Raw genomic sequence first — 25,944 nt, 5'->3', positions numbered from 1 at the left:
CCTTCGGGTCCGGCCACCGGCGTGAGTGGGGTGCTATCGGATTGCTCGCGCGGCGCGGGCGGCGTGAGCGGCCGTCGTGGTCGGCGGGCCGGCGCGAGTGGCGGGTGCCGGGCGCGGCCGTGGTGGCGGGACAGTTCCGGTGGCGTGCTGCCAGCGGGTGCGAACGGCGCTGATGTCGGCGAGGGAGCGGCGGGCGCCCACCACAAGCTGGAACGGGGTGTTCGCCGGGTCTCCGGCGTACGCCGAGATGCGCCGGCCAGCGTGATCGGCGGTGGCCAGGAGGGAGCGCTGCAGGGCACGTTCGCCCCAGTGCTCCACGGAACCGGCCGGTTCGGCCAGCAGGCGGAGCACCTCGCCGGGTTCACTCGCGTTGTCGAGCAGGCCGCGCTGTTGGGCCTCCCATAGGACGGTGACGGGGTCGACGGGCTCGCGGCGGCGGGCCAGGGCGGTCAGGCATTGCCACAGGCCGGCGTGCAGGGGCCGGGTGAGGTCGTCGGGGAGCAGCCACCGGACGGACTCGATGTCGGCGGGGTGGGCGGTGGCGGTCGCGAGCAGCAGTTGCTCCTCCTCGACCGCCTCGGTGCGGTCGGTGGTGATGGCCGGCGGCGGTGCCGCGGTGCGGGGCAGCACTCCGGCGCGCGGCGGGAACCGGCTCGCGATGTCGTCCACGACCGCGGTGAGCGCGTCGGCCTCGGCGAGCACTATCTCGACTGGGTGCGGGTGGGTGGCGTCGTCGACGCTCTGGATGAGGCGTTCGGCGGCCGTCTGCAGGCGCCGGCGGGCGTGTTCGGCCTCGACCATCCGTGCGTAGGCCGGTGCGTGGCGGGGCCAGGGGCAGACCTGGACGAGGGTGTGCAGGTAGGAGGCGGTCAGCCCGCGCGCCTGTTCGCGCCCCGTGGCGAGCACTTGGTCGAGCCATTTGGTGTTCTTCGCGTGCTCGGCGGGGTCGGGCGGAGGCAGGGTGCTGATGGCGGTGAACAGGGCGGCGTGCGCGGCGGTGGAGAACGAGTCGGCGGCGATGCCGGTCACGTCGCCGAGGCGGTGTGGATGAAGGAGGAGGGCGCCGAGGAGGGCCTGCTCGACGTGGAACACCGGCTGCGGCGGTGCGATGGCGTCGAGGTGGTCTTCTTCGGGTTCGGGGACGTGGGGCATCAGGCTGCGAGGGTGAAGTCGTCGGGGTTGAGGGTGACGCCGAGGTGCGGGGCGAGGAGGTGGCCGGCGAGCAACGGCGGTACGGCGTTGCCGATCTGGGAGAACTGCTGGCCCTTGTTGCCGGCCCAGGGGTAGTCGGCGGGGAAGGTCTGCAGGAGGCCGGCCTCGCGGGCGTTGATCCGGATCGGCTCGGGTACCGCTGGTGTGTCCGTGTCCTCGGTCGGAGGCGAGGCTGGTCCGGCGACCCAGGTGCACTCGTTCGCGCGGTGCCCGAAAAACAGTGAGCCCGCCGGCTCGGACAGCGGGCGGACGGTGGCGTTCGCTTGGTTGTTGCTGCGCAGGGACCAGGACCAGCGGTGTGCGTCGGCGGTGAACGTCGGCGCCGGAGCGTCGGCGGCACGGTTCTGTCGTGTGCCGTGCCGTGCCTTCCAGCCAGTTCCTTCGCGGCGGGACTGCAGGAGCACACCGTCCGGCCTGGGCATCCAGGTGCCGCGCTCCCGGGCGTCGGAGAGGGACTTGCGGGAGCCCGAAGGGAACGGTTCGGGTCCGCCGCCGGGTCCGCCGCCGGCGCAGACGGTGGGAACGGGCCGGTTAGTCGCGCCCCATCCGAGGGCCTCGGCCATGCTGACCCAGCGGGCGCGGCCCGGACCGAACAGCGAGTCAGGCTCGGCGACTTGGGCGTGGGTGGGCGTGGGAGGCTGTGCCGTACGGACCCGGGAGGCGATCAGGATCGCTCGCCTGCGCGTCTGTGGAACGCCGAAGTCGGCGGCGTTGAGGATCCCGTACCAGACCGAGAAACCCCAGCCGCGCAGAACGGCCGCGTACTGCTTCCACAGCGGCAGAACGTCCGGCACCTCCTCCATCGCGACCCACTCGGGCTCTCCGACCGTGTTCAGGGCATGCAGGTAGCGCATCGGCTCGGCCGCGAGCAGGGAGCGCTCGTCGCGGCAGGCGGCGAGGAGACGCTCGCGGGTGTCACGGCCGACGGCGAGGTCCTCCACCGCCGTGTGCACCAGCGGCTGGTCGAGCAGGCCGAGGCGTTTGCCGGCCATGCTCCATGCCTGGCACGGCGGGGAGGCGATCAGCCCGTGCGTGCGGCCGAGGAAGGGCCACGTCGGATACATGGCCACGTCGGTGCGGATCGTCAACTGTCCAGCGGCCACACGGGTTTTGCAGGCCCACTCGTCCCATTCCAGGCCGACGTCGCGCACGCCGAGGACGCCCAGTGCCCTGCTCCAGCCGCCCGGCCCCGCGAAGAGGTCGAGTATCACGTGGCCAGCCCGAAGTCGTCGCGGGTCAGCGCCTCCGCGTCCCCGCGGCACGCCCAGGGGGAGCAGTCGTCCACGACGCCGAGCCGGTCGCGGCGTATGGCGTGGTGGAGGGTGGGGATGCGGTCGAGGAGGTCGGTGGCCGACTCGATGAACTGCTGTGGTGAGGGGCGGATGAGGACGGCCGACCCCGTCGTGGCGTCGGCTCGGCGGCGTTGGTTCTCCACGGCGCGGGCGAGGGCTGCGGTCAGTTCGGCGCTTGCGTCCTGGGCGGCCTTGGCGATCTGCGCGACGTGGTCGAGGAGCAGCAGCTCCCCGGCCGTGGTGTGCGGCGTGTGCTGGGCGAGGTCGAGGAACAGCCGCAGGGCGGCGCCGGCGATGCCTTGGGCGTCGGTGATCCGCGCGGCCAGCGCGTGCGCGTGGCCGATGCTGTTGGTGCACAGGGCCTGGTGCAGGGTGAGGGCGTCGGCCGTGATCTGGTCGAGGGCCTCGGTCGGGGCGGAGCGATCAGGCACGGGTCTCCGTGAGGGTGGTCGGGTGCAGGGCTCGGGCGAACGCGGCCGTCAGGTCCGGGGCTTGGGCCGGGTCGGTGGCCAGGGCGCGGACGACGGGGGTGCCGATGACGACGGCGTCCACCAGTGGGGCGATACGTGCGGCGAGGGCCGGGGTGGAGATCCCCACTCCCGAGACCACGGGCAGTGGGCTCGCGGTGCGTAGCCGCTGGGTGAAGCCAGCGAGCGCCGGGATGTCGAGAGGCCCTCGGTAGCCGGTGGGGGCCGTGCTGGCGGGTGCGTAGAGCCATCCGGACGCGCCGGCGACTGCGCCCGGGAGGAGCGGGTCAGGGGTGGTGCGGGGGATGAGGCGTGGGGTGCGAAGGCCCGTCTCCCGTGCGGTTTCGTGCCAGCGGGCCGCTTGGTGGGCGGGCAGGTCGACGATCATCACGCCGTCGGCGCCGGCGTCGGCGAACACGCGGGCCACGTACGCGGGGCCGTGGCGGCTCACGGGCTCCCAGTAGGCCATGACAACGGTCGGCCGGAGGCTGGCGGCGTGTTCGACGGCGCGCACCGCGTGGTCGAGGGCGTTTCCGCTGCGCAGGGCGCGGTGGTAGGCGGCCTGAATGACGGGACCGTCGAGGGCTGCGTCCTCGGTGGGCAGGCCGACCTCGAACAGGTCGGCACCTGCGTGCGCGAGCTGATCGAGGTGCTGGCGCTGTGCGGTTGCCGGGTGCAGGCCGGCGGGGACGAACACGCCCAGCGCACAGGATTCTTGGGTGAGGTAGGTCTGGAGGGGATCGGAGGTGGCCAGGTTGGTGCCTTTCCCGGCGGGTGGGCTATCGCCGGAGGTCAGCGGCGGCGCCCGGCCGGTGGAGTCGTGGGCGCGGGTGGGCTGGCGGTGTGGCGCGGTTGCGCGGCAGGCGGCACGGGCGCGGCGGGCTGGCTGCTGAAAGCGGGTGCGACGGCGTCGAGGATCTTGGTGACCTGCTGAGCCTGGTCGTGGGCCTCCCGGAGCTGCTCGGCGACGCTGTCGGGGAGCCGGTCCCATTGAGCCTGGTACTGGTAGCGCTGGATGATCTCGGTGGCGTTGCGCAGCTGCTCGGCGAGCTGTTGCAGGATCGCGGTCTGCTGCTCGGGGGCGGTCGCGGTGTGGGTGGCCTGCAGGAGCGCGTCGAGGGCGGTAGGCAGCGCATCGTCGTCCGTGGGAAGGCCGTAGAGCTGGGCGTGCAGGGCTTGGGCGAAGATCGTCACGGGGCCGCCGCAGGAGCCGTGGTCGTACTTGGCTGCCGCCTGTCGGCGGACGCTGAAGCTGACGGTCACATCACGGGGAGCGGCGCCGGGGTGGATCTGGTCGACAAGCGCGCAGGCAAGGTCATGCGCGCTCGGGGTCTCGGATGACGTGGCAAGACTCCAAGAGGGATAGCGGTCAACGGCTGGAGTGCGAAGCTGTGTACCGCCGCGCGCCCCTGACCGCGGCTCGACGATCGTTCACACCCCGACCCCACCCGCGTGGGGGTCAACGGGTGTGACGGCGGGTCGAAGGCGTGGTCGGTGTGCGGGCGGCGGCAGCTGACGGGCGGCGGGGAGCGGGAGGGATGTCGGCCGGCGTGGGGATGCCGAGGTCGACGCGGACACCGAGACCGTGGGTGTAGGCGTGGGTTTCGGCAGCTGTCACGGCGCCGAGCAGGCCGCGCTCGTCCAGCCCGTCCGGCGGGCGATAGGAAGAGCCGTTCGCCACCGGGGTGAAGCCGTGCTGCTCCAGGAGGGAACGGGCGGCGGCGGTCCTGGCCGTCACCGCCACGGTGCCGGCACTGAAGTGGAAGCGAATCTCCGGATCGGCGACGGGACTGTCGGGGCTCCAGCGGGTCGTCCAGCAGAGATCGACCAGGTCGTGGGTGTGGGCCAGGAGCCCGTACATCGCGATCCCGGCACGCTCGTGCGCGTCCTGGGCAGTGCCCGGCGGCAGCAGGTAGAGCGTGCGGCCGAGGTGCTCCCGGGCGAGGAACCCGGCCTCGGTCAGCAGCCGGTCGGCATCGCGGATGCGGCGGTTGATGACGATGAAGGTGTGCCCGTCGTCGGTGGACCCGATGAACACATCGGGGAAGTCCAAAAGAGACACGGTGGTCCAGGGGATCGGGGAAACGGGATCTGCTGGCTGTTTCAGCGGGCCCGGCGAGCCTGCACGTGGTGGTACCGCGCCTGCTGAGCGGGACGGCCGCGGCGATGACCGCGTCCAGCGCTGCTGACGGACGTCATGTCGTCGCGTTCGTGGGATGCGTAGGTGCCGATGAGCGTGTCCTGTCAGGGCGCTTGCCACAGTGTGCGAGCGATCTGCGAGGTTCCGCGGTCCGTCCGCGGCCGGGACGGCGTGTGCCAGCCCGGCCTTGGAGGAGGGTGGGTCAGGATGCGCCACCCCGCGCCGCGCAGCGAGGCTCCGCTCTCCCCTGCCTGCGTATAGGTGATCAGCCGCCGGTATCCGAGCGCTTTGGCCGCTCTCCAAGCAGCTCCGTAGAGCAGGGAGTTGGCGTTGCGTGTGCCGTCACTGGCGGTGCGGGTGACTTCGAGGGTGGTGCCGTCGTCCAAGTGGCGGGCGACAGGGCGGCCGACCACGGCCACGGCGCGCAGGATGTTGGCCTCGTCGGCGACCCCGAGGGAGAAGATCTGTCCGGCGGTCGGCGGGTGGTGCCGGTGCCAGAGGCGGACGAACTCCTTGGCGTCCCGAGAGCGGACGGGCACCAGGTGCAGGCGCGATTCGCTCACGCGGCGGGCCCGAAGTCGGACTGGACCGGTGCGTGCTTGGCGATGGCCCGGGCGGTGATCGCCTTGGATGCGCGGTCGGACGCCGCGGACAGTTCTGCCGCGCCGGGCTCTTGGTACCACGGGCGCAGGTCGAGCATGGCGGCGCGCAGACCGGTGGCGAAGCAGAGGGCCGTGCCCTTGGGCAGGGCGCGGATCTCGTCGGCGGGAAGGATCCGCTGCTGTCGCATCGACACCGAGGTCGACTTGCCGGACTCGGAGTGCGAGGTCGAGGTGGTCTCGACGTCGTGGTCGCCGATCAGGCGGGACAGCTTGTCGGCGAAGTCGGGGTCGTCGATACCGGAGCCGATGACCTTGACGGTCGAGGCGGACCACATGGCGTCCATGCCGGCGTCCCCCCAGACCTTCTGACCCTGGCGATAGGACTGCAGGATCGTGATGGGGATGATGCCGCGCGACCCGAGGTGGGAGTACAGGTCCGGCAGGTCGCTGATCTTGCAGACGTTGGCGGCTTCGTCGAGGATCGCGAGCATGGGCGGGTCGAGGCGTCCGCCGGCGCGTTCGGCCTGGGCGGTCGCGGCCCGCATCACCGAATCCGCGCATGCGGCGATCAGCGCCGAGGCTCCGCCGCCTCCGTCCTTGCTGAGCAGGAAGAGGGTGTCGGTGGAGGTGACGAACGCGGACGGCTTGAACTCGGGGACGTTCTTCTGCGGGGTGACCCAGGCAGCGATCTCGCTGTTGAGCAGCGCGGCGGCGTACTGGCGGGCGGTTTCGTAGATGCCGTCCCGTGTTTCCGGCGGTCCTTCCACGGTGCCCTTTAGCTGGGCGGCGACGGCGGTGAACCCGTGGTCGCGGAGGATGTCGAGCGGGGTGCGGTCGGCGGGGAAGGCCAGCCACTGCATGACGTCGGTGATCGGCCGCTCGTCCAGGGCCGCGGCGAGGAAGAGCTGGGCGAGGATGTTGGATCCGGCCTTGGACCAGAAGTCGCCCTGCTGGGAGGCGTCCACGGAGGCGGCGAGGAAGTGGCCGGCCAGCCGCCCGGCGCCGTCGAGGGTTTTGGCGTCCGCCAAGGGGTTCCACCACATCTCGCGTGCGGCGTGCGCGATCTGCTGCGGGTCCATCGACCACACCCGTCCCACCGCGGCGCGGGCGTCGTAGGTGGCGGTGAACGCATCGCCGGCGGCCTTGTTCGAGGTCAGCAGGACCGGGCCGGGCGCGGCGAGGATGGAGGGGATCGCGAGTGAGGTGGTCTTGCCGGAGCGGGGCGCCATGATGGCGACGGCCACGTCCTCGTAGCCCATGCGGATCTCCTGCTTGGTGCCCTGAAGGTTGCCGAGAAGGATGCCGGTGTCGCGGGCATCGATGTGCTTGGCGTCCTTCAGGCTCGGGCGCAGGGAGCGGGCCTTGTCGCTGATCGCCTTGGCCATCAGCGGTTCGATGTCCCGGGCCTTGGCCATGCCGGTGATCTTCTTCTTCCGGCCGCCGCTGCGGTTCTTGTGCCGGGCCCACAGGATGCCCGCTGTTGTCCCGAGCGTCAGGAGGAGGAGAACGGGCACGATGCGTGCCCCGATCAGCAGGGATGTTTCTCCCGCGTGGGGCCAGAGGCGCTGGGGGTGGAGCAGGGCGGTGGTCGGCTGGTACGGCGCCCAGCCGGCTCCGGTGAGGTAGGCGGTGATGTTGCCGGACAGCCAGGCGAGGTGGGACAGGGGGACGACGACGGCTGCCAGGCCGATCAGGAGGCGCAGGACGATGTCGTACCCGTCGGTGGAACTGTTGGAGGAGGTGGGGGGCAAAGAGTTACGTGCCTTCCGGGCGGGGGCGGGGCATTCAGCGGCTGCGGCTGTTCCTGGCCAGCGGCTGGCGCGGCGGGCCTGGAGTTGCCGGCGGGACGTCGCTGAAGGCGGCGATGAGTTCGACCGGGGTGCGGGCGCCGAAACTCGCGTACCAGGCGGGCCGGTCCGCCTCCGCCGCATGGTTGAGGGTCCACCACTGTCCGTCGGGGTCGGGTTCCAGGCGCAGGAGTGCCTTCTGGTCCGGGCTGGAGAGCAGGACGTGGGGCATCAGGGCGTCGTTGCCGTGGCTCCAGCCGCAGGCACGGTGCAGGGGGACGGTGATCCAGGCTGGGTCACCGCCGCCGGCCAGGTGGCGCGGCGTGATGAAGTCGACCTCGACGGTCTCGGGGGTCGGGGGCATGCTCACTTCCGTGCCGCAGCTCGCCGGTCGGGCCCGGTGGCCGGGGCCGGTGTCGGTGTGGGAGCCAGGGGTGAAGGGGCTTTGCGGGCGGCCGTGTTGATCTCGCGGAGCGCCTTGCCGTGGGTGCCCCAGTCGTCGAGGTAGCTCCACGATTCGGTGTGATGTTCTGCGAGTGCGTCGTCGAAGTCCGGGGTGCCGGGCTTGGCGGTGGCGGGGAGGGCGTCGCGGGTGACCAGCCATTGCTTGTGCAGTTCGTCGAGTCGGTCGAGTGCGTCGCGCAGGACGCCCAGCTGGTAGACCCAGCGGCTCTGCACATTGGTCTCAGGCAGGTGGGCCAGTTGCGTTTCGGCCGTGGCCAGCAGGTGACGGGCGCCGTACCGGAGCGGCTCGAACGCCTCGGCGGTGTCGGCGTCGCGCTGGCTCGCGCGCCTTCCGTAGGCGTGGTCGTCGTAGGGCCAGCCGTCGAGGTCGGTGTGTTCGTCGGAGTAGGCGTCCCAGGCGTCGAGGATCTTCTTGCTGTCGCTCACGTAATGGTCGAGGTGACGGAGGAGGGCGCGGTGGGCGCGGTGATCGGCGGAAATGGGAAAGGGGTCCTGCCGGTTCAGCGGCGGGCGGCCGGCTGGGCGGTGTGGGCCTTTGCCGGGGTCGGTGCGGGTTTCGTCTGCTGCCTGCGGGCGGAGCGTGCCCGGGCACGGAGCGACTCGATACGGGCGGTGTGGGCGTCGACCACCTGCTGCGGGCGCAGCGGGCTGGGCTCCTGCACGGCGCTGTAGTGGCCGGTGCGGTCGTACATGCCGCGCTGGAGCGGGCTGCGGTCGGCCAGCGCGGTGAGGAACGATCCGACATGGTGGGCGGGGACGTCCTCGTCGAAGTAGGCGTGCCAGATGCGCGGGCCGGGGAACTGCCCGTCGCCGGGCTCGCAGGTCTCAACGTGCCAGGACGACCGGCCACTGAATTCGCTCAACGGGCGCAGTTCGATGTGGCACATGGAGTCCGGCGAGCGCGCCGTACCATCCGAGTCGCGGTGCCAGCCCGCCGAGGTCACCGGCTGCCACGGGTCTGGCTGTTGTGGCGGCGGGGCGATGAGGGCGTCCGTGAAGCCGGCGAGGACCTCGGCGGGCACGAGTTCACCGAACTCGGCGTACCAGCCGGGCTCGGTGTCGGTGGGCTCGGCCCGCAGCCGCCACCACGCAGAGGTGGCGGACTGCGGGTCGAACTGGAGGCTGTGGCGAAGGTCGGGACTGCGCAGGACGATCTCGGCACTCAAAGGGTCGGAGACGGCGCTCCATCCGGCGGCGGCCAAGCCGTGGGTGACGTGGCGGGCATCCCCGGGGCCGGCGAGATGGCGGGGGCTGGTGTCGAAGGGGATCCGCCAGGCGTGCTTGTCGGCGAACCCGGCGAGCTGCCGTTCGCTCAGCGGCACCGACCGCACCCCGGCTCACTCGCGGCGGCGCTGCCGATCACCTTGCGCAGCTCGTCCAGGACGTAGTGGAGCATGTACTGGTCGGTCTGCACCCACGCCGCGGTACGCAGCTCGGTGACCAGATCACTGATCTTCTCGCTGCGCGGTGTGTTCGGGTGGCTCTGTACGGCGCGGGCGAGGGCGCGCAGGGTGTCACCGAGCTGGATGGGCAGGCCGGTGTATTCGTCGAGGAGGGGCTCGACGAGAGCGAGCGCCTCCTTGGGGTCGGGGTTCTCGCGCAGGTATTCGGTGAGACGGCACAGGGTGTCGGTCGCGGCGCGGATGGTGTCCGGGGTGAGTGCGGGCATCGGGCTCCTCGGGGTGGTGAGTGTCGTGGTCAGCGGCGGGTTCGTGCGCCGTCGGCGGCGGCGTGGGCGCGGGCGGTGGTGCGCGGTCTGGTGCTTCGGGCGCTGTTGCGGGCCCAGGTGGCGGCCCGGGCGGCCGTGATACGGGCCTGCTGCCAGGCGCTGAGCTGGGAGGGCTCGACGGATACCGACCAGGTGCGGATCTGCGCGCTGTGCGGGACGCGTCCGCGTGGGCGCATCACGGGGTCGGGGCTGGCGAGTTCGGTGGAGAAGGCTTGCACAAGGTGCATCGGGGTGTTCGGCGTGAAGTGGGCCGTCCAGCCATTGCCCTGCTTGTCCTGCGCTCCGCTCCACCACATCGCCGTGCCGTCGGGGTTCTGGCCGTACTGCATCCACGCGGTGCTGTCGGGGCTGGTCGCCACGTAGTTTTCGCCATCGAAACGCGTGTGCCAGTTCTGTTCCTGCAGCGGAGCCCAGACGTTGGGGGCGTGTGCGGAGCGGGGACGGGTGAGGGCGTCGATCAGGCCGGCGACGATCTCCACCGGGGCCTGACGGCCCAGGTGCGCCGACCACTCGCCGCTGGCCCCGTCTGCCCGGCCGTGGATGGTCCAGCCGCCGGGAAGGACGTAAGGGTCGTAGGCGACGCGGACGGTCCGGTCCGGGCTCTCCATGAACAAAGGGCCGCCGGTCTTGGACTTGTCCCGCCAGCCCGAGGCACGCAGGAACTCCGAGACGTGCCGGACGTCGCCGCCGCCTGCCAGGGCACGGGGCTGGACGAGGTAGTGCTGCTCGGCCTGCTCGCCGGGCCCCCAGCCCTGCCACTGCTTTTTCTTCACCGGCGCCGCCGGACCACGAGCGGTGCGGGCACTGGGCGCTTCGCCTCGGTGGTGGCGGGCTGGGTGCTGACGTGCGCCAGGGCGTCCTTGTGTTCGTCCAGGTCGAGGGTGATGTCGTGCAGTTCGTTCGAGGCACGGCCCAGAGCGAGCCACACCTCCGCGGGGAGCGCGCCGCGCTCTGCCTGGTCCTTGGCGAACACGCTTCCGGTGGCGACGAGGTGAGTGACGCCGCCGAGGACTCCGGCGTCCGGGTCGAGAACGCGGGCGATGACCTGCGCGGCCTGGGGCGGGGGAAGCTGCGAGAGGTGGTCGGCGAGCTGGCCGAGCTGGCGGGTGATCTCGTCGGCCAGTCTCACCGGATAGGGGGCGGGGTGGGACATGCTCCTCCGGGGCGGTGAACGGTCAGTGGTGGTGGCGCTGCCCGACGCGCTGTGACTCGGTGAGGACGCCCCCCGGGCGGGCGCCGGTCAGCGGGGAGGTGTGGTCGGGACCGGTCGGTATGCAAGCGCGCAGATAGCGGCGGAACAGGGCTGTGGCGAGCCGGGGCTTGAGCCGGTTGCTGATCGGTGGGGGTGTGCGGGGTGCTACGGGTTTCTCCGGGAGTCGGGCGGTGTGCTGGGCGGCCCCGGCGTGGTGCCGGGGCCGCTCGGGCGTCTTACGGGGTACAGCGGGCCGGTGCGGAGTGCGACGGGGAACCGTCCGGTGCCGGTTGCTGCGCTGCGGGACGGGCCGCTCTGGTGCGGAGGCCGTGCATGGCCCGCCGGTAGGTGGCTTCGTCGAAGACGCCGGGCGTGCACTTGACGTCATAACCGGTCAGGAGCAGGGAGGGGATGCCCAGGTCGGCCTCCGCCTGGTTCATCGAGTCCTGGCGGTTGGCGTACGGGTGCCGGACGGGGTCGGCGGCATGGATGCCGGGGCTGAGGTAGGCGCGGTTCGTCCGGCGGGGTGCTGGAGGGCGGTACCGATGCCGAGCGCGTCGAGGCGCGGGCCGATCTCGCGCAGGGCGCGGGCCTGGACCTGGGTGTCGTCACCACCCAGGCGGTAGATGCCGCTCTGCGGGTCCTGGATGAAGCCGTGGGCGACGAGGATCGTGCCGGCCCGGTCGTCGGCGGGGGCGGTGGCGGTGGCGACGCTGCCGTCCGGCTGCCAGGTCAGGACGATCCGGTCCGGCTGGGAGGGCTGGATGCCACCCAGGGCGTTGTGCCGGACCTGTGCGAGCGCACGGTCGTAGCGGGCGAGCAGATCGCCAGCGACCTGCTCGGCACTCAGGAACGGGTCGTCTGCCAGGGCGACGCCGTTGGGCTCAGGGACAGCCCGGTACGCCTCGTCAGGCAGGGCGCGCGGGGCGACGGCGGTGAGAAGGAAGCCGTCGCGTCCGTCGCGCCGGTCCAGGAGGACGAGCTGGGCGCCGTCGGGGCGGCTGAGGACGGCTGCCTGCGTCAGCGGGTGCTCGGCGAGGGAGGCGGCGACCAGGTCCAGGTCCCAGATCCGGTCGGCGAGTTCGGCGAGGTCGTCTTTGGCGTCGGCTGTCAGGTGCGTGCTGGTCCAGGTATCGGGGAGTTCACCGGCGAGGACGTCGGCGTACGAGGCGAGGTGCTCGGAGGTGTCGTGGTCGTGCATGGTGTCCTTGGGCAGTTGCAGGGGCTCAGCGGCGCAGGCGGGTGGCACCGACGGGCGGCGGTGCCGGGGCCGGCAGTGCACGCGGCGGGGGTGGGCAGGCGCACACGGCGGAGCGTTCGGGCTCGTGGTCGGGCACCTGCTCGGCGCAGGGGCGGCGGCCGGGGTGAGGGGCGTGCCGGTCGGCCAGCCGTTCGCGGGTGTACGCGAGGTCGGAGTGGATGACGCGGACGTATTCGTCGGCGAGGTAGCGCAGGCGCCGGGCGGTGTGCGGATCGGTCGCGTTGCCGAGTCCGTCGAAGAACTCCGCCAGAGCGCCGAGGGTTTCCTCCAACCCGGCGAGGATGCCGTCGTGGGGCGCGGTGAGTGCGGTGAGGATGTCGGCTGCCTCGGCGGTGTCGGTGGCTTCGCGCAGGCGTTCGGCGAGGTGGGAGACCGAGGTACCGAGCGTGGGATAGCGCGCGGGGCGGGCGTCGGTGTCGAAAGGTTCGTCGCAGTCGACGTGGTACCCGGCAGCCCGCAGGCGCGCTACGGCATCGGTGGCGAGACGGGACTCGTCGTCCTCGGTGAGGCCGGCGGGGGCGCGGTGGTAGGTCTCGTGGAGGCGGACGACCGCGATGAGTCCCGCGCGCTGGAGAATGCTGTGTGCCTCCAAGTCGCCGCCGCGCGCGAGGAGTTCGCTGGAGCTCGAGTCGCGGCGGATGTCCATGAAGCGGCCGGTATGGGGCAAGAAGGCGTTGCTCCTACGGAGATCTGTGGGCGGTGTGCCGGGCTACGGGCGGTGCGGCGGCGATCCGGGACCGGCGGACCAGGTGGGCCGCGGTGGTGTCCAGGTCCTGCTGGATCGCGTGGAGCCGGCGGGCGATCAGCTCCAGACCGTGTGCTGCTTCGGTGCTGGCGGCTCCGGGCTGGCGGGCGATGCGGTGAGCGGTGTGCTCGATCAGTCCGCGGACCGTGGCCAGCGGGCCGGCCTGCTCGTCGGCGAGCTGCGTAAGGACGCTCGCGAACTGCGCGGATGCGGTGGGCGCCGTACGGACAGCGGGGCGTGTCGCGGGTCCGGTGCGGGCGGGGATCAAGTTGAGGTCCTGTTCGATGCGGCGTGCCTCGTCCGCAAGGCGCCGCAGTATGTCTGAGGGCGGGGTGCGCCAGGTGCCGTCGAGGTGGATCAGGTTGGCGATCAGGTCCAGGCGCCCGGGCTGTGCCTGGACGGCGATCCACCGCCAGCCGTGCTCCGCGGCGCCGGGTATCTCGATACCGGCGGCTCGCGCGAACCGGTGAGCGGTTTCGGCCCACTCGGGACCGGTCAGCTCCCGGTCGTCCGGGTGGAGGCGGATGTCGAGATGGAGGATCGCCCGTCGGTCGTCGTCCGCACTGGCAGTGAACGGATACTCCAGGTAGGGATCTTCGAGGTGCTCGGCCCACTGAGAGGATGTCCAGGTTCTCTGCTCGTCGTTGGGGGTGTAGTAGTCCAGGTCCGGCCAGTGGGCGACGATGGTGTACTTCGTCAGACCCTCGTTCGGGGAAAGGGGCCGCCCGAGTGCCTCGGCGAGCGGGTCGCGCGGCGAGTGGGTCCGCGCGTGCAGGCGGGGGATCATGACGGCACCCCGCTCGACGTGCGGGTGGGCGGCCGGTGCTGATGAAGGTCGCGGGCTGTGCAGAGCAGGGAGCGCTCGCGGACCAGGTCGGCGTGCACCGAGGTGTCCCCCGGAGGGAGACAGTCGATCGCCCTGTCGATGGCGCCCAGCCCTTCGTCGTACCGGCCCAGCCGGCGCAGGGCACCCGCCACGCGGAAGAGGACGATCGGGTCGCTGCCGGTGGCGAGGGCCGGTCGGGAGCTGAGGGCCAGGAGACGCTCCGCGCCCTGGTCCAGGTCCTGGCCGAGCCACAGCCCGTGCAGCAGGACGTGCAGGGTCTTGGTGTGCTGCCCGGCCTTCGCGAGGACCTCGTCCATGACCGCCAGGCCCTCCGGGCGGGACTGGCCCAGCAGCGCGAAGGCGTACAAGGCCCGGGTGTAGCAGTCCAGCGGCTGACGCGCGGTTTCCGCGAGTTGTTCGACGAGGCGTTGGAGGGTGGGGCAGCGGAAGTCGAACCGCAGGGCGCTCAGGTACAGATGAGCCAAGGTGCGGGCGGTGATCGGGTCAAGGCCCATTGCGGTGACGTCCTGCGGGGACAGCAGGGCCAGGACGCTGTGGCCGGCCGACCGTGCCGCCCAGGCAGCATCCGCGCACACCTCGGCCGAAGTTCTCCAGTCGGCCTCGATGTCGCGGAGGTCTTCGGCCAGGTGAAGCGGCCAGGAAGAATCGACCGGAGATGCGGTGGCTCGGGCCCTGGCTCTGTCGAGCGCGGCGGAACGGCCGGGACGGTGCGTGGGGGAAGTCATCGGCCACTCCGGATGTCCGCGATGTGCACGAGCTGGCCCAGGGCGGTGGTGGTGTACCAGCCGCAGTCGATCAGATCGTCGCGGTCGGCGAACCGCGTAAAGAGGGCATCCTCCATGGCGCGCAGGTAGATCAGGCAGTCCGGGCAGCGGCGCGAGAGGTGCACGAGGTAGCGGGGGTGGGCGGTGACGTAGGACTGGGCGCCGCCGGTCGCATCACGCAGCCGCCAGCCGTCCTCGTCGGTCGGGGTGTGCCAGGACGGGGCCACGACGCGCATCGCATCGCCCCACAGTTCTCCGCCGGCCATCCCCTTCAGGACGACGACAGTGTCACCGGCCTGGAAGTGGGCGTGGGTGATGTCTCGATCGGGGGTGAGCGGGTCGGGCGTCGGTGCGAACGCCGAGGTGGGCGGAAGCTGGGACATGAGTTCCTTCCACGCAAGTGCTGGCGGGGTGGGAGCATCAATAGTCCGGAGGAACGCCGGTTTGGCTAACCGGCGTTATCCGGCTATGTTGCCCAGCCGTCAGTGGAACGGGTTCTCCGTCCCGCGGTCCGCCTCACTGGCTGCGTCGAGGAGTTCGAGCAGGTCAGTGCCTTCGGCGTCGCGCTGGTCGATCCACCATCCGGCACGGGTGATGGCGCGGGCCTTCTCCTCCAGCTCCGCCCAGTCCGCCTCGTCCCACGTACCCTCGATGACGAGCGCGGTGTGCGCGGATGTCATCAGCTGGTGGCGGGAGCGTTCGCCCCAGTCCAGGGCCTTGGCCGGGCCCTCCAACTGCGGCATGTCGAACTGCTTCGCCCACGCGAGGGCTGCCTCCTGCTCCTCGGCCCGCTTGGCCGCGAGCCACTCCTCCTTGGACCCGGTGTCGGCGTCGCGCGCCGCCTTCCAGCAGTCGGTGCAGTCCTTCGACGCGAGCCAGCGGGCGAAGCCTGCCCGCTTGTCGGCAGGGCGATTGGACAGGTCATGATCCACGCGGTGGGAGCAGGGGTGCTCCACGGTCCAGTGCCTACGAACAGCCATAATTCGATCTCCTCAAAGGGGTTGCAAGGTGGGGGTTGCGCCCTGATCAGGGCGTCTTATGCCGGCCTCGGAGCAGGCACCGGCGCCAGCCGCACCGCGACTGCCCGCGGGGCCCAGACGTCGGCGCGCGGCGAGAAGGACGGTGAGAGCGAAGGCCGCGCCGGTGCCAGGGAGCGCCGGGTCGGCGAGCGGCTGCTTGGCGAGGTGTCCGGCGAGGGCAGTGCGGCGGGCGGGACGCTTGGCCAGGAGCACGGCCACCAGTGCCTGCAACGAGGCTTCGCGCGTGAAGACCAGGTAAGTGGGAGTCGCTGCAGATCGGCGCTTGGGCTTCCCCGAGGTCACCAACTTGTCTGTGTGTCAGTGGGGTTGGCTACTATGGACGTGGTCGACGAGATCCTTGAAAGGCATGGTGCATCGGTGATGATGGCCAACCGCTACGGCGCTCCATCCGAGGAGCGATAGGCGCGCCTGGCCGGCGCTTCCCTATCGCGACGCCCGCTGGGCGGCGACGCTGTGACGTGAATCCAGCGCAGGATGCACCCTGCCCTGATTCAGGTGCCGGCGCTCCGACGGAGTATGGGAGGGCCCTACTTGTCTGCCACCATTTCTACCTGTGACCACCGCGTGTATCACGTTGTCGTCGTTGCGCTGGTATCCGTCATCGCTGGGCTGGTTGCGGGGATCGGCTCCGCTGTTCTGGGGCAGCCTGCCCTCACCGCCGTCGCTTCTGGCGGGGCCGTCCTTGCCTTCACCTACGGCGCCGGCATGACGCCGTGTCACATGTGAGTAAGCGTCAGTAGTAGCCGCGCTGCTCCGGGGCGGCTGGCATGGCCGCCCCTAGGCCGTGGGCGCTCAAGACAGCTCACGATCGTGCTCGTATTTTGCGAGGGCAAGGTTGATCGCGTACTGCTCCATGGGCTCGTGTTCGTCAAGACCAGGTGGGACATGGGCTTAGCGGTGTCGGGCGGTGGTGCTGGCGCGGGGTGGCGGCGTGGGCGGTGTGGTGTCCACGGCGGGGCGCGGACGGGTGCGCAGCACGGGGGTGCGGTGCGGGGGCAGGACGGCGACGGTCGCGCCGAGGTCCTCGGCCGCCTCTTCGACTTCGCGGGTGAGGAACTCGATCTGCCGGCTCAGCGCTGCCAGGCGGGCGGCGATCTGGCGGCACTGCACGGTCTCCAGGGCGCTGGCGAACTGGCCGCTGGTCTCAAGGAGTTCCTGCAGGCGGACCATCGGGCCGGCGTCATAGCCGCGCTGGACAGCGCTGAGAAGCGCATTGGAGGCGTCACCGGCACTGTGGCCTTCGACGACATCGCGGATGAGGTCCTGCAGGGACCCCTCCGGAACCGGTGCCGGGCGGTTGAACCGGGAGACGTCCGCGCGCAGCACGCCGGGCGGAACCGGAGCGGGCAGCACCTTGCCCGCCTCGTACTCGTGGGCGTAGTGCCCGACAACCTGCCAGCCCGGTGCGTCCGGGTCGCCGCGCAGCGCGACCACCGTCGAGTCGTCATCCTCGACCAAATAGGCGAGGGTGATCGGCTGCCCGTCGGCGGCGTACCACGACTCGGTCAGCTCCAGCTCGCCGCGCCTTTGCGCGGCCTGGGCCTTCTTGGTCCACATTTGCTGTTCCTCGTCGGTCAGCGGAGCTTTGTGGTGCTGGCCGCCCTGCTGGTCGGCGAGGTTGCTGGCGATGGAGCCGTGGTCCGCCCAGGCGGCCAGGTGCGGCCACAGGGCCGCGTGCTGAGCGCGCGCGGCCGGGGAACCGGGGGCGGCTGGCCGGTCGAGCGCCCGGCGGATCTCGGCGGCCGAAACGGCCAGGCCGTCCAGGACGGCCCGCCACCCGGCCAGGTGCCGAGCGGGTGGCAGCTCATCGAGCACCAGGCGGGCGGCATCGAGGAGAGCCTCGGCGTGCGGGGCGAGGTGGGCGGCGTACGCCTCCACCGCGGCCTTGTCGCGGTGGGCTCGTGCGGCAGCCGCGGCGCCCGCGTTAACGGTACGACCGTAGCGGTCGCGTGTCCTATCGAGCGCGGCCTCGGTCTCGCGGTCGATGACCGCCAGCCGCAAACGGAAGTCGCCTGCCGCGTTGGCCAGTTCGGGAGCGGTCGGCAAGGGGTCTTCGGGGGCCGGACTGCTCGCGGGAGTCATCGGGACCGCCCGCCGGTCGCGGCCGTCAGGTGGACGGTCGGAGCGTAGGTGGGTTTCGGCGGGATCGACCGGGCCGCTGGCGGGGAGGTGGTGGGCGGTGTAGAGCGCTGCGTCGTCCGGCCGGCAGCGGCCTGGGCGAGACGGCTGCGGCGCTCCTCGAGTCCGTGGGGCCGGGCGGGGTGTGCCGGTCCGGCCGAGAGGGACGGGTCAAGCCGGATGTCGGCCTGCACGGTGTAGCCCTGGCGGCGCAGGTCGTGGACGGCTTGGCGGGTGCGGCGGACTCCGTCGCGCTCGGGCTCGCTGAGCCGGTACAGGCCGGGTTCTCCGGGAACGGGCTCGAACTGCTCGCGCTCCAGGTACCAGTGGGCGAGGTGCGCGGGCATAGACGCGGTGAAGGAGGCGACGAAGCCGTGTTCCTCGTGGTCGCCGAAGGCGAAGTGGGTGCCGGGGTGCAAGGGGGCAGTGTTCTCCTCGGGGCGTGGGGCGGAAGGGGTCAGGGGCCGCGGTGCGCGGGGCGGGCCGTGGTGAAGGGGCGGGCCGGCGCGGCGACGGGCAGGGCCGGGCGGCGGTGGGGTGCGCTGATGCGGGCCTGCCGCAAGAACGTTTCGCCGTCAGTGAGCCAGGTCTCGATGGCCGGCCACGCGCGTGCTCGGCGCTCCTGCTCCGGCACGAAACCGCCGTGGACGATCTCGTCGACCAGGGTCTCGGCATCGATCACGGCGTCGGCCAGACGGGAGAGGGCCGCGGCGTCGTCGGGCCACGGGCTGCTCGTGGGTCGGCACCGGTCGAGCAGCGCAGGGGCGTGGTCGACGACGGTCAGGAAACGGCGCCAGGCGTGGTCGAGGAACAACTCCGTCGCGGCGCCGAGAGCGGCGGCGCTCAGCGGGGTGGCGTCGCTGTAGCGGCTGGAGGCGTTCATGGCCTGCCAGGTGTCGTGCTCGCAACGGATGTCCCCGAGCACGGCGGCGATGGCCGCCGTCTGGCGGGCGTGGACGGCCTGCTCGTAGGCGGGGAGGTACCGGCCGGTGAGGGCCTGGGCAGCCCGCCTGGCAACCGGCGGCAGGACGATGCTGCGCGGGGCGTGGGGATCGCCGTAGCCCCCTTCCAGTCCCTCGGGCGAGAAGGCTCCGACCAGGTAGTCGAGTTGACGGCCGGGACGTTCGATGAACAGCAGCGCGGTGCCCTGCACCGCGTCGGTGAGGAGCGCGGCGTAGGGGATTCGCTCGGTCTGGACGGCGCGGCCGAGTTCGCCGCTGTCCCAGATCCAGGGGACGAGGTCTTCCTGCCAGGCGGGGTGCGAGTAGATCTCGACCGAGGCGTGCCACTGGCCGGGCAGGAGGCGCGCGAGGTCGCGGGCGGCGTCGCCGATGAACCGGCGGCTGCTCGTGTGCACGCTGGTGCGGTGCCGCTTCGCGCACGTGACCAGGTCGACCACGGTGGTCTGGGTGCCGTCCGGGGGCAGGTGCCAGACGCCCTCGTCGTCCCGCTGGAAGCCGCTCTCCGCGAGGGCGGTGTGCGCCCAGGCATACCGCTCGCCCGAGGCGATGGCGACGATCCCGGACTCCCGGCTGTGCGCCAGGATGATCTGCGCCTCAGTCACGGACCAGGTCCTCGCCGCCGCGCAGGACGGCACGCAGGCTGCGGCCGTACGCCCAGGCGTGCTCACGGGCAGCCGCCTCCAGCTGGTCGTATCCGACCTGGGCTGTCATCTGCCCGTTCCACTTGCGGTATCGGTACACGGGGACCGGCAGCAGGATCCCGGGCGCGAAAGCGGTGACGCCGAGGGCCGCGCAGTAGTCCTCGCCCTGGACGAGGCCGCCCATCGGCGCGGCGCGCACGAGGTCGGTGCGGGCGAGGATCGTAGTCGGCCCGATGGGGATGGTGTCTGCCGGTGACTTCCAGTACGTCCACACGTCACCGGCCTCGTGCCGGCCGGGCGGCGTGGGGCAGCGCCACAGGGTGGTCGAGCCGTCGGGGTGCTGGTCCTCGCTCCAGCCGGCACACCAGCCGACTCCGGTGGACTCCAGGGTGTTCAGCCGTAGAGCCATCGCATCGTCGGTGAACTCATCATCATCGTCCGCCCAGTTGGTGTACGGGGTGCGTACGTGGTTCAGGGCCAGGTTGCGGGCGCAGGCGGCGCCGACCGGCCGGGGCAGCGACAGGGTGCGAACGCGGGCATCTTGTGCGAGCGGGGCCGGCAGGCGGTCGGGCGAGGCACCGTCGAGTGCGATCACGGCCTCCCACGGCACGGACTGCCGGGTCAGGCTCGAGTGCATGGCGGTCAGGTAGTCGAGCCGGTCTTCGCGCAGGCGGCTGGCGATGACGACGGTGATCAAGGGCGTGGTGCGCGGGGGCAGGGAAGGCTCCGGGAAGACGAGGGAAAGCTAGCGGCGGGCGGTGGGGCGCGAGGGGCCGGCCTTTGCCGGGGCTGCGGCAGGAGCGCTCGGACTCGGCGTGCTGCGTGATGCCCGGATAGCGGGCGGGGAGTCGCGGGAGGACCAGGCCGCCGGGTGGTCGTTGAAGGCGGTGCGCGGGTCGATGGCCCAGCTCACGATGGGGCCGATGTCCTCGTGCAGGAGGCTGATCACCTCGACGCCCTCCTTGTGCAGGACGTACCCCCACTCCATGTCCTGCGCATCGGCGGTCTCGTCGGTGACCGACATGCGTACCGGCGGCGAGCCGTCCGGGGTGACCAGGTGGTCGAGGGTTCGGCTGGGCCAGTGGTTGCCGCCGGTCAGCGCGGTCACGAGTGCGGGCGGGGCATCGTCGAGGAGATCGGTGCCGAGTTCGTCCCAGCCGACGGCGACGTCGTCGATGAGGTGCCGGCACATGGCCTTGATGTCGCGTCCGAACTTGTACTGGTAGGCGGCCAGGAGCAGGGGGAGGTGGTGGCTGGGCACGCCGTCGAGCTGGACGTGGATGCCGGTGTAGCCCGTGCCGACGGTGGGGCGGGCGATGAAGGAGCGAGTGGACAGGGAGCTCTCCGCAGCAAGCAGGGGGCGGGAAATGTTCGGCGGCCATCAGGTGGCGCGCGGGTGCGTCTACACGAGGTCCGACCAGGACGGGACCGGCGGGCCGGAGGCATCGGTGCGGGCGCAGGTGTAGCCGATCAGGCGGGACGGGGCAGCCTTCGCGGGGACGGTGGCGGCGTCGTTGCACACGAACGTGTACCTGATGGAGGTGCGGGGCACATCGTGGAGCCAGGCCCGGTCCTCCTTGCCCGGGTTGATCTGCAGGCCGGAGTGCGCGACGGCGTCGGTCTGCGTGTGCATGTGGGAGAAGAGAACTAGCGCGCCGCCGTCGGTGGTCTTGAGGGCGTAGGCGTCCTTGTAGCGGTTGTCGGCGCCGGCGAAGACGGTGGTGCCCTGGTCCCCGTAGCGGGTGCCGGTCTTGTCGTGGACCTCGATCTGCCGCTTGCTCGCCGTGGTCGGCGTGAAGACCTTCGTCCCGGTGTGCGTGCCGCCGGTGGCGAAGTTGTCGAGCACCGCGGCACGCAGAACGCCGACGTCGGCGGCGAGGTGCTTGTTACCGTCGGCGGCGACGGCCGTCGCGTACCCGTCGTGGTCGAGTGCGATGTCCGGCAGTTTCGGGCTGTCGAGGTCGACGACGGAGACCATCTCCCAGCGCTTGTGCTGGGGTCGTTCGGCGAACACCGCCAGACGCGAGGGGGCCTTGCCCTTGTCGTCCGAGAGCGCGGCGGCGAACCAGCGGTCCTGTCCGGCGGCCAGGCGCGGGATGTACAGCTTGGTGCTGGCGGTGTCGTAGGACCAGGGCTTGTAGGGCGTGCGGTCGGCCGCGGGAAGTCCCTCGGTCTCGGCGTAGTCCGAGACGGACATGGCGTACAGCGGGCCGTCCTCGATGGTGCCGAGCAGGGCGCGGTTGCGATCGGCGTTGGCCTCGTTGTTGATCTGCGAGTAGTGGGTGATGACGGCGCGGGCCTGGGCGGCGCTGAGGGCAGGCGCCGGCTGCGGCGCGCTGCTGGCGCTGGGCGTCTGCTTGGCGACGGCAGCATCGTTGTCGGTGGCACAACCGGTGAGCGCCAGGGCGAGGCAGGCGGCGCCGACGAACAGCGGCAGGGTGCGGCGGGCGATGCGGATGGAGACTCCAAGGATCTAGGGGCAGGGGGGTCAGCGCGTACGGCGGAGCGGGGACACGGCCTTCGCTGAGGCCGGCAGCAGGGCGGCGCAGGTGGTGGGCGCCGAGTGGCGCAGGTTCACGCCGATGCCCTTGGCCGTGAGCTGCTGGACCACGGAGTGGACGCGAAGGGCACGACCGGTGTCCCCGTAGGCGGTGGGCAGGAGAAACGCTGCTTGGTGCGGGTGGTACTGGAAGCCGTGGGTGTACAGGGTCATGCGGGCATCCACCGGCACGCTCTCGTACGGTGCGCCGAGGGCTCCGTCGCTGTACAGGGTCAGGGTGAGGACCTGGTCGACCTGCGGTGGGGCGGGCCGGTGCGGAGGCTGGGGCTGGTGCTCCGCGTTGTTGAGGACCGCCCGCAGGGCCTGTTCGTAGCGGGGTAGCAGCCGCCGGGCGATGCGTGCTGCCGCCCGCGCGGGGTCCTTGGGAACGGCGATGCCGTTGGGTTCCGCGACTCCGGCGAAGTGGTGGGGCTTGATGCGCGCGCCGTCGGGGGCGAGCGCAGCGACGACGAACTGGTGCGGGTAGCGAGGCCGGTCGGTCACGTAGAGCCGCTGGTCGGCCGGCCCCTGGAGCACGGCGTCGTGGGTGAGGACGTACTGGCTGACGACGTAGTCGACGTGGCCGGTGTCCCAGAGCTGTTCGGTGCGGGGGAACTGGTCGGCGTACTGCGAGTGGCGCTGGTACTGGCTGGTCCAGGTGCCGGGCAGGCGCGCGGAAAGGCCGACGGCGAAGGCGGCCAGGTCGGTGCGGAGTGAGGTCATGTGTTCCGGGAGGGAAGCGATGGTCCGGGGTCAGCGCGTGTGCCGCGGCTGTGCCGGCGGGAGCACTCGCGGGGGCAGGGACGGTGTACGGGCCGGGCTGGAGGGCAGTCGCGGTGCCGACGCGAGCGGAGTGAGGGCCCGCATCCTGTCCTCGGCCACGTGCAGGACCTCTCCGAGGTTGCGGATCTCGGCGGCGGCGTCGGCGAGGTCGTACGACAGGTCGAAGCCGTCGTCCTCCTCCGCTTCCTTGGCCTTCTCCCCGGCTGCTTCGAAGAACTCGCCGAGCTGCGCCAGCAGGCCGTCGGTGGGCTCCAGGATCTGGTGCAGCAGGGCAGCGGCATCCGCATGCGACTCCGCTCCGTTGAGCCGGTCGGTCAGAGCGCGCAGCGCGTCGCCGTAGACGTAGATGGGAGCGTCGTCGGGTGTGCCGGGGACGCCCTGGGCCTGGGGCGGGGGCGTCGGCTGGGCTGAGTGCACGTGTGGGCTTTCGCCGGGCAAGACGGGGTGCGGCAGCAGTCCGAGCTTGGCCAGGCGGTGGTTGATCACCTCGATCAGGGGCTGGGCGCTGCCGCTGTGGCGGGCTTCGGGCCGCTGGGGAGCGCCGGGGTCGTCGGAGGGGGCCGAGTCGTAGAGGACCTCGAACAGCGACGGGTCGTCGGGGTGCTCACGCGTCGCGATCCAGCCCTCGGGGTCTCCGGGCGGGCGCTCGGAGGACGGCTCCTGCGGCGGACCGATGATCAGGTAACTGTCGTCGGGGAGAGAGACACGCACGATGTAGGCGCTGAGGCCGAACTCGATGTCGCACTGCAGGCCGCGCGCCCGCAGCGGCGTGGTGATGTGCGCGTGGCGACGCCACAGCTCCTGCCACCACGGGGTGTCCACATTGCGGTGGTCGGGAAGCGGTGCGAGCGAGGCAACGCGGCGGGAGTCTGGGGTGCTCGCTTCGTCAGCGGCCACGGTTCCTCCCGCGGGAGGAGGCGGGAGATCGGTGCGGTGGAGGCGTCCGTCCAGTGGGGCTGACTACCGGCTGCGACTCCTGACTGAAGCCGAGTTCGTACTCGTCGTGGGTGGCGATCAGGTCGTGTTCCATCTGGGCGTCCTGGTCGGCGACCTGTGCCATGAGGTCGTCGACTTCGGCTCGGCGTTGTTGGTATTCGGCCCATTCGGTGGCGTTCAGGTGAGGGGGACGTTTCAAGAGGACTCCGCGTGCAGGCGGTGGCGGTGCCGTGTCGATCAACAGTGGTGGTCCCTCGGGATCGCGTTTGCGAGAGTCGGGCGGCACTGGAATCGCAGAAAGAGAGCTATCGGCGGGGTGCGGTACCAGGGGACGGAGGAGCGGGCGGGACGCCTGCGCTGGCCCCAGGCTGGCCGCCGGTCGGTGTCGCGGAGGTGGGAGCCGGGTCGTAGGCGGCGCGCAGCCTGCTCAGGCCGGCCTCGTCGGCGAGGGCCAGGACCGACAGCGCCCGGCTGGCCGCCGTCATCAGCAGGTTTGAGGGAGATCCCTTGGCCGCACCGCGGTTCTCCCGCCGCCACCGGGCGGCGGCGACGAGGTAGTCGCTCACGGCGCGCAGTGCAGGTTCGGCGGCGTCCAGGACGTGGTCGGTGACTGCTTCGATCTCTGCCGGAGTCTGAGCCGCGGCGAGGGCGTCCAGGTAGGGGGTGAGATCAGGTGCGGGCCAGGGCTGGTCCGGCAGCGGATGCGCGTCGCGGAAGGGCTGCGCGTCGCGTCGCGCCCACCGCTTCAGGTCGCCGCGGGTGGCGAGGTTGTACCGGGCGGCGTGGATCTGGTCGGCGTCGCGGCCGACGTTGTCGTACAGGTCGAAGTCCGGGTCACGCGGGGAGATACGAGAGTCCTTCGATGGGGTGTTGTCAGGATTCGTGAACTAGACGCTTTCAATGCATTCGGGCGTCGGTGTCGAAGAGCGCCAGCTCGTTGGGATGCAGCAGGTGCTGGACGATGAAGGATCTGCCAGCGACTTTCCACAGACCACGGCCCCGGTTGAGGTGCGCGATGGCGTCCATTTCCACAGAGGTCAGGCCGAGCAGGGCGGCGGCGGCGTGGAGTTGGTCGGTCTCCTGGCGGTAGATGATCCGGGTGCTGCAGTCGGCGAGGAGGCCCTCGGCGAGGGCGCGGCCTTGTGATCCGGCGTCGCCGGCGGTGAGCAGGTCGGACAGCCGGTGGATCACCATGAGGTTGGCGATACCGAGGCCGCGGCTGAGCTTCCACTGGGCCTGCATCCGCTGCAGCAGGCCGACGTGCCGCATCAGTCGCCACGCCTCGTCGTACACGATCCAGCGCCTGCCGCCGTTCGGATCGGAGAGGGCGGACTCCATCCAGGCACTTGCGCAGGTCATGGCCAGGACGAGGGCGGTGTCGTCGCCGGATCCGCCGAGGCGGGACAGGTCGATGGTGAGCATCGGCGCGTGCGGGTCGAAGGCGACGGTGGAGGGGGCGTCGAACATGCCGGCCAGGTCACCGTGGACGAGGCGGCGCATCGCGTGGGCCAGGTCGCGTGCGGCGTCGCCGAGCTGGCCCGACATCATGCCGGCGGCTTCGTCGAGCGCACTGGGGTTGTTGAGGGTGGCTGCGACGTCGCCGAGCAGCGGGGTGCGGCCGGTGGCGGCGGCGCGGGTGACAACGGCGTCGAGGGCGACGTCGAGGGCGGTGTGCTCCATGGGCATCAGGTCCCGCCCCAGGACCGTCCGGGCGAGGGAGCCGAGCAGGAGCAGGCGCCGTTTGCGGATCTCGCCGACCCAGTCCGCCTCCGTCACGCTGTCCGGTCGCGGGGCCGCGTCCAGGGGATTGAGGCGTCCGGGCAGTCCGGGGCCGAGAGCGACGGACCGGCCGCCGAGGGCTTGCGCCACCGGCGTCCACTCGCCTTTCGGGTCGCACGGGACGTAGACGCGGTAGCCGAAGGCGACCGAGCGCAGCGCGAAGGACTTGGCGAGCGCGCTCTTGCCCTGGCCGATCACCCCGGCGAGCAGGAGGTTGGGGTTGGTGAATCCCTCGACCTTGCCGTACAGCGCGAACGGGTCGAAGACGAACGACGCTTCCGCGTGGACGTCGCGGCCGATGTAGATGCCCTCGGCGCCGAGCCCGCCTTCGGCGAGGAAGGGGTAGGCGCCGGCGGCCACGGCGGTGGTCATGCGGTGAGCGGGCAGCTTCAGCCGGTTGTTGCGCGCGGAGGCGAACCCGGGCCGTCCGCTGGGGGGGTAGAGCGGAGCGGGCATCTCGTGCTCGGCGGGTGTGCTCTCGGCCTGGTGGGCGGTGGCTTCGGCGCGGGCCTTGGCGGCGGCTTCGGCGAGCTGGCGGCGGGCTGCCTTGCGGCTGGCCCGGTCGGTGCCGTGGGGGGTGAACAGCGGGCTGGCGGAGGCGCGGCGGGCGCGGCGAGCGGGCCGGTGGCTCATCGGAGGCCCT

Annotated in this window: 31 protein-coding genes and 1 pseudogene; all 32 read right to left on the bottom strand. The window is 71.6% G+C overall.

Features of this window, described 5'->3' with window-relative positions; genetic code table 11:
* Positions 1-33: 33 nt before the first annotated feature.
* The 32 genes and pseudogenes from ACIGO6_RS27800 to ACIGO6_RS27645 all read right to left on the bottom strand — a co-directional run bounded on the left by ACIGO6_RS27800 (position 34) and on the right by ACIGO6_RS27645 (position 25,934).
* Positions 34-1,152, bottom strand: coding sequence for a DnaB-like helicase N-terminal domain-containing protein (locus tag ACIGO6_RS27800; RefSeq protein WP_399880977.1), 1,119 nt, complete (start codon positions 1,150-1,152; stop codon positions 34-36).
* Positions 1,152-2,423 (bottom strand): DNA cytosine methyltransferase, encoded by a 1,272-nt coding sequence (locus ACIGO6_RS27795; protein ID WP_399880975.1) that lies wholly within the window; start codon positions 2,421-2,423, stop codon positions 1,152-1,154. The genes ACIGO6_RS27800 and ACIGO6_RS27795 overlap by 1 nt, the downstream gene beginning before the upstream one ends.
* Positions 2,420-2,935, bottom strand: coding sequence for a hypothetical protein (locus ACIGO6_RS27790; RefSeq protein ID WP_399880973.1), 516 nt, complete (start codon positions 2,933-2,935; stop codon positions 2,420-2,422). Before ACIGO6_RS27790 ends, ACIGO6_RS27795 begins: the two co-directional genes overlap by 4 nt.
* Positions 2,928-3,725, bottom strand: coding sequence for a tryptophan synthase subunit alpha (trpA, locus tag ACIGO6_RS27785; RefSeq protein ID WP_399881362.1), 798 nt, complete (start codon positions 3,723-3,725; stop codon positions 2,928-2,930). Before trpA ends, ACIGO6_RS27790 begins: the two co-directional genes overlap by 8 nt.
* A 38-nt stretch (positions 3,726-3,763) precedes the next feature.
* Positions 3,764-4,234, bottom strand: a complete 471-nt coding sequence (locus ACIGO6_RS27780) for a hypothetical protein (protein ID WP_399880971.1) — start codon at positions 4,232-4,234, stop codon at positions 3,764-3,766.
* Positions 4,235-4,430: 196 nt separating this feature from the next.
* Positions 4,431-5,033, bottom strand: coding sequence for a hypothetical protein (locus ACIGO6_RS27775; RefSeq protein ID WP_399880969.1), 603 nt, complete (start codon positions 5,031-5,033; stop codon positions 4,431-4,433).
* 182 nt (positions 5,034-5,215) lie between these two features.
* Positions 5,216-5,674, bottom strand: coding sequence for an XF1762 family protein (locus tag ACIGO6_RS27770; protein WP_399880967.1), 459 nt, complete (start codon positions 5,672-5,674; stop codon positions 5,216-5,218).
* Positions 5,671-7,464 carry a type IV secretory system conjugative DNA transfer family protein gene (locus ACIGO6_RS27765; protein WP_399880965.1) on the bottom strand — a complete coding sequence of 598 codons (1,794 nt, stop codon included), beginning with the start codon at positions 7,462-7,464 and terminating at the stop codon, positions 5,671-5,673. The genes ACIGO6_RS27770 and ACIGO6_RS27765 overlap by 4 nt, the downstream gene beginning before the upstream one ends.
* Before the next feature lie 70 nt (positions 7,465-7,534).
* Positions 7,535-7,864 (bottom strand): annotated as a pseudogene (locus tag ACIGO6_RS27760) (DUF317 domain-containing protein); the annotation flags it as partial.
* A 2-nt stretch (positions 7,865-7,866) separates the two neighbouring features.
* Positions 7,867-8,391: a hypothetical protein gene (locus ACIGO6_RS27755; protein ID WP_399880963.1), complete on the bottom strand. Its 525-nt coding sequence runs from the start codon at positions 8,389-8,391 to the stop codon at positions 7,867-7,869.
* Positions 8,392-8,465: 74 nt separating this feature from the next.
* Positions 8,466-9,287 carry a DUF317 domain-containing protein gene (locus ACIGO6_RS27750; RefSeq protein ID WP_399880961.1) on the bottom strand — a complete coding sequence of 274 codons (822 nt, stop codon included), beginning with the start codon at positions 9,285-9,287 and terminating at the stop codon, positions 8,466-8,468.
* Positions 9,278-9,634 (bottom strand): hypothetical protein, encoded by a 357-nt coding sequence (locus ACIGO6_RS27745; RefSeq protein ID WP_360965084.1) that lies wholly within the window; start codon positions 9,632-9,634, stop codon positions 9,278-9,280. Before ACIGO6_RS27745 ends, ACIGO6_RS27750 begins: the two co-directional genes overlap by 10 nt.
* 29 nt (positions 9,635-9,663) lie before the next feature.
* Entirely contained in the window at positions 9,664-10,467 is an 804-nt protein-coding gene (locus tag ACIGO6_RS27740; protein WP_399880959.1) for a DUF317 domain-containing protein, read from the bottom strand.
* Positions 10,464-10,847 carry a hypothetical protein gene (locus ACIGO6_RS27735; RefSeq protein WP_061915785.1) on the bottom strand — a complete coding sequence of 128 codons (384 nt, stop codon included), beginning with the start codon at positions 10,845-10,847 and terminating at the stop codon, positions 10,464-10,466. The genes ACIGO6_RS27740 and ACIGO6_RS27735 overlap by 4 nt, the downstream gene beginning before the upstream one ends.
* A 275-nt stretch (positions 10,848-11,122) precedes the next feature.
* A complete protein-coding gene (locus tag ACIGO6_RS27730; protein ID WP_399880956.1) occupies positions 11,123-11,326 on the bottom strand; it encodes a hypothetical protein in 204 nt (67 codons plus the stop codon).
* The gene (locus tag ACIGO6_RS27725; RefSeq protein ID WP_399880954.1) at positions 11,323-12,087 is read right to left on the bottom strand and encodes a hypothetical protein; all 765 of its coding nucleotides are present in this window, start codon (positions 12,085-12,087) and stop codon (positions 11,323-11,325) included. Before ACIGO6_RS27725 ends, ACIGO6_RS27730 begins: the two co-directional genes overlap by 4 nt.
* Positions 12,088-12,112: 25 nt before the next feature.
* Positions 12,113-12,814, bottom strand: coding sequence for a hypothetical protein (locus ACIGO6_RS27720; RefSeq protein WP_399880952.1), 702 nt, complete (start codon positions 12,812-12,814; stop codon positions 12,113-12,115).
* 13 nt (positions 12,815-12,827) lie between these two features.
* The gene (locus tag ACIGO6_RS27715) at positions 12,828-13,679 is read right to left on the bottom strand and encodes a relaxase/mobilization nuclease (RefSeq protein WP_399880950.1); all 852 of its coding nucleotides are present in this window, start codon (positions 13,677-13,679) and stop codon (positions 12,828-12,830) included.
* Positions 13,676-14,464, bottom strand: coding sequence for a hypothetical protein (locus ACIGO6_RS27710; RefSeq protein ID WP_399880948.1), 789 nt, complete (start codon positions 14,462-14,464; stop codon positions 13,676-13,678). Before ACIGO6_RS27710 ends, ACIGO6_RS27715 begins: the two co-directional genes overlap by 4 nt.
* Positions 14,461-14,886 carry a hypothetical protein gene (locus ACIGO6_RS27705; protein ID WP_399880946.1) on the bottom strand — a complete coding sequence of 142 codons (426 nt, stop codon included), beginning with the start codon at positions 14,884-14,886 and terminating at the stop codon, positions 14,461-14,463. Before ACIGO6_RS27705 ends, ACIGO6_RS27710 begins: the two co-directional genes overlap by 4 nt.
* A gap of 99 nt (positions 14,887-14,985) precedes the next feature.
* Positions 14,986-15,483, bottom strand: a complete 498-nt coding sequence (locus ACIGO6_RS27700; RefSeq protein ID WP_399880944.1) for a hypothetical protein — start codon at positions 15,481-15,483, stop codon at positions 14,986-14,988.
* 951 nt (positions 15,484-16,434) lie between these two features.
* On the bottom strand, positions 16,435-17,625 hold the full coding sequence (locus tag ACIGO6_RS27695; RefSeq protein WP_399880942.1) for a hypothetical protein: 1,191 nt from the start codon (positions 17,623-17,625) through the stop codon (positions 16,435-16,437).
* Positions 17,622-18,080, bottom strand: coding sequence for a hypothetical protein (locus ACIGO6_RS27690; RefSeq protein ID WP_399880940.1), 459 nt, complete (start codon positions 18,078-18,080; stop codon positions 17,622-17,624). The genes ACIGO6_RS27695 and ACIGO6_RS27690 overlap by 4 nt, the downstream gene beginning before the upstream one ends.
* A 38-nt stretch (positions 18,081-18,118) precedes the next feature.
* Entirely contained in the window at positions 18,119-19,225 is a 1,107-nt protein-coding gene (locus ACIGO6_RS27685) for a hypothetical protein (RefSeq protein WP_399880938.1), read from the bottom strand.
* Entirely contained in the window at positions 19,218-19,961 is a 744-nt protein-coding gene (locus ACIGO6_RS27680) for a glycosyltransferase family 2 protein (protein WP_399880936.1), read from the bottom strand. Before ACIGO6_RS27680 ends, ACIGO6_RS27685 begins: the two co-directional genes overlap by 8 nt.
* 48 nt (positions 19,962-20,009) lie before the next feature.
* On the bottom strand, positions 20,010-20,525 hold the full coding sequence (locus ACIGO6_RS27675) for a hypothetical protein (protein ID WP_360965049.1): 516 nt from the start codon (positions 20,523-20,525) through the stop codon (positions 20,010-20,012).
* Positions 20,526-20,666: 141 nt separating this feature from the next.
* A complete protein-coding gene (locus ACIGO6_RS27670) occupies positions 20,667-21,461 on the bottom strand; it encodes a hypothetical protein (protein WP_399880934.1) in 795 nt (264 codons plus the stop codon).
* A gap of 291 nt (positions 21,462-21,752) precedes the next feature.
* A complete protein-coding gene (locus ACIGO6_RS27665; protein ID WP_399880932.1) occupies positions 21,753-22,526 on the bottom strand; it encodes a hypothetical protein in 774 nt (257 codons plus the stop codon).
* Between the two features lie 30 nt (positions 22,527-22,556).
* Positions 22,557-23,483 carry a hypothetical protein gene (locus ACIGO6_RS27660; protein WP_399880930.1) on the bottom strand — a complete coding sequence of 309 codons (927 nt, stop codon included), beginning with the start codon at positions 23,481-23,483 and terminating at the stop codon, positions 22,557-22,559.
* Positions 23,473-23,721 carry a hypothetical protein gene (locus tag ACIGO6_RS27655; RefSeq protein ID WP_399880928.1) on the bottom strand — a complete coding sequence of 83 codons (249 nt, stop codon included), beginning with the start codon at positions 23,719-23,721 and terminating at the stop codon, positions 23,473-23,475. The genes ACIGO6_RS27660 and ACIGO6_RS27655 overlap by 11 nt, the downstream gene beginning before the upstream one ends.
* A gap of 106 nt (positions 23,722-23,827) precedes the next feature.
* A complete protein-coding gene (locus tag ACIGO6_RS27650; protein ID WP_399880925.1) occupies positions 23,828-24,088 on the bottom strand; it encodes a hypothetical protein in 261 nt (86 codons plus the stop codon).
* Between the two features lie 331 nt (positions 24,089-24,419).
* Positions 24,420-25,934 carry an ATP-binding protein gene (locus ACIGO6_RS27645; RefSeq protein WP_399880922.1) on the bottom strand — a complete coding sequence of 505 codons (1,515 nt, stop codon included), beginning with the start codon at positions 25,932-25,934 and terminating at the stop codon, positions 24,420-24,422.
* Between the last annotated feature and the right edge of the window lie 10 nt (positions 25,935-25,944).

The sequence above is a fragment of the Streptomyces sp. NPDC053750 genome (genome assembly GCF_044544295.1).
Lineage (GTDB): Bacteria > Actinomycetota > Actinomycetes > Streptomycetales > Streptomycetaceae > Streptomyces.
The sequence above is the reverse complement of the archived record's forward strand: the minus strand, read 5'-3'. Positions and strand labels throughout refer to the sequence as shown.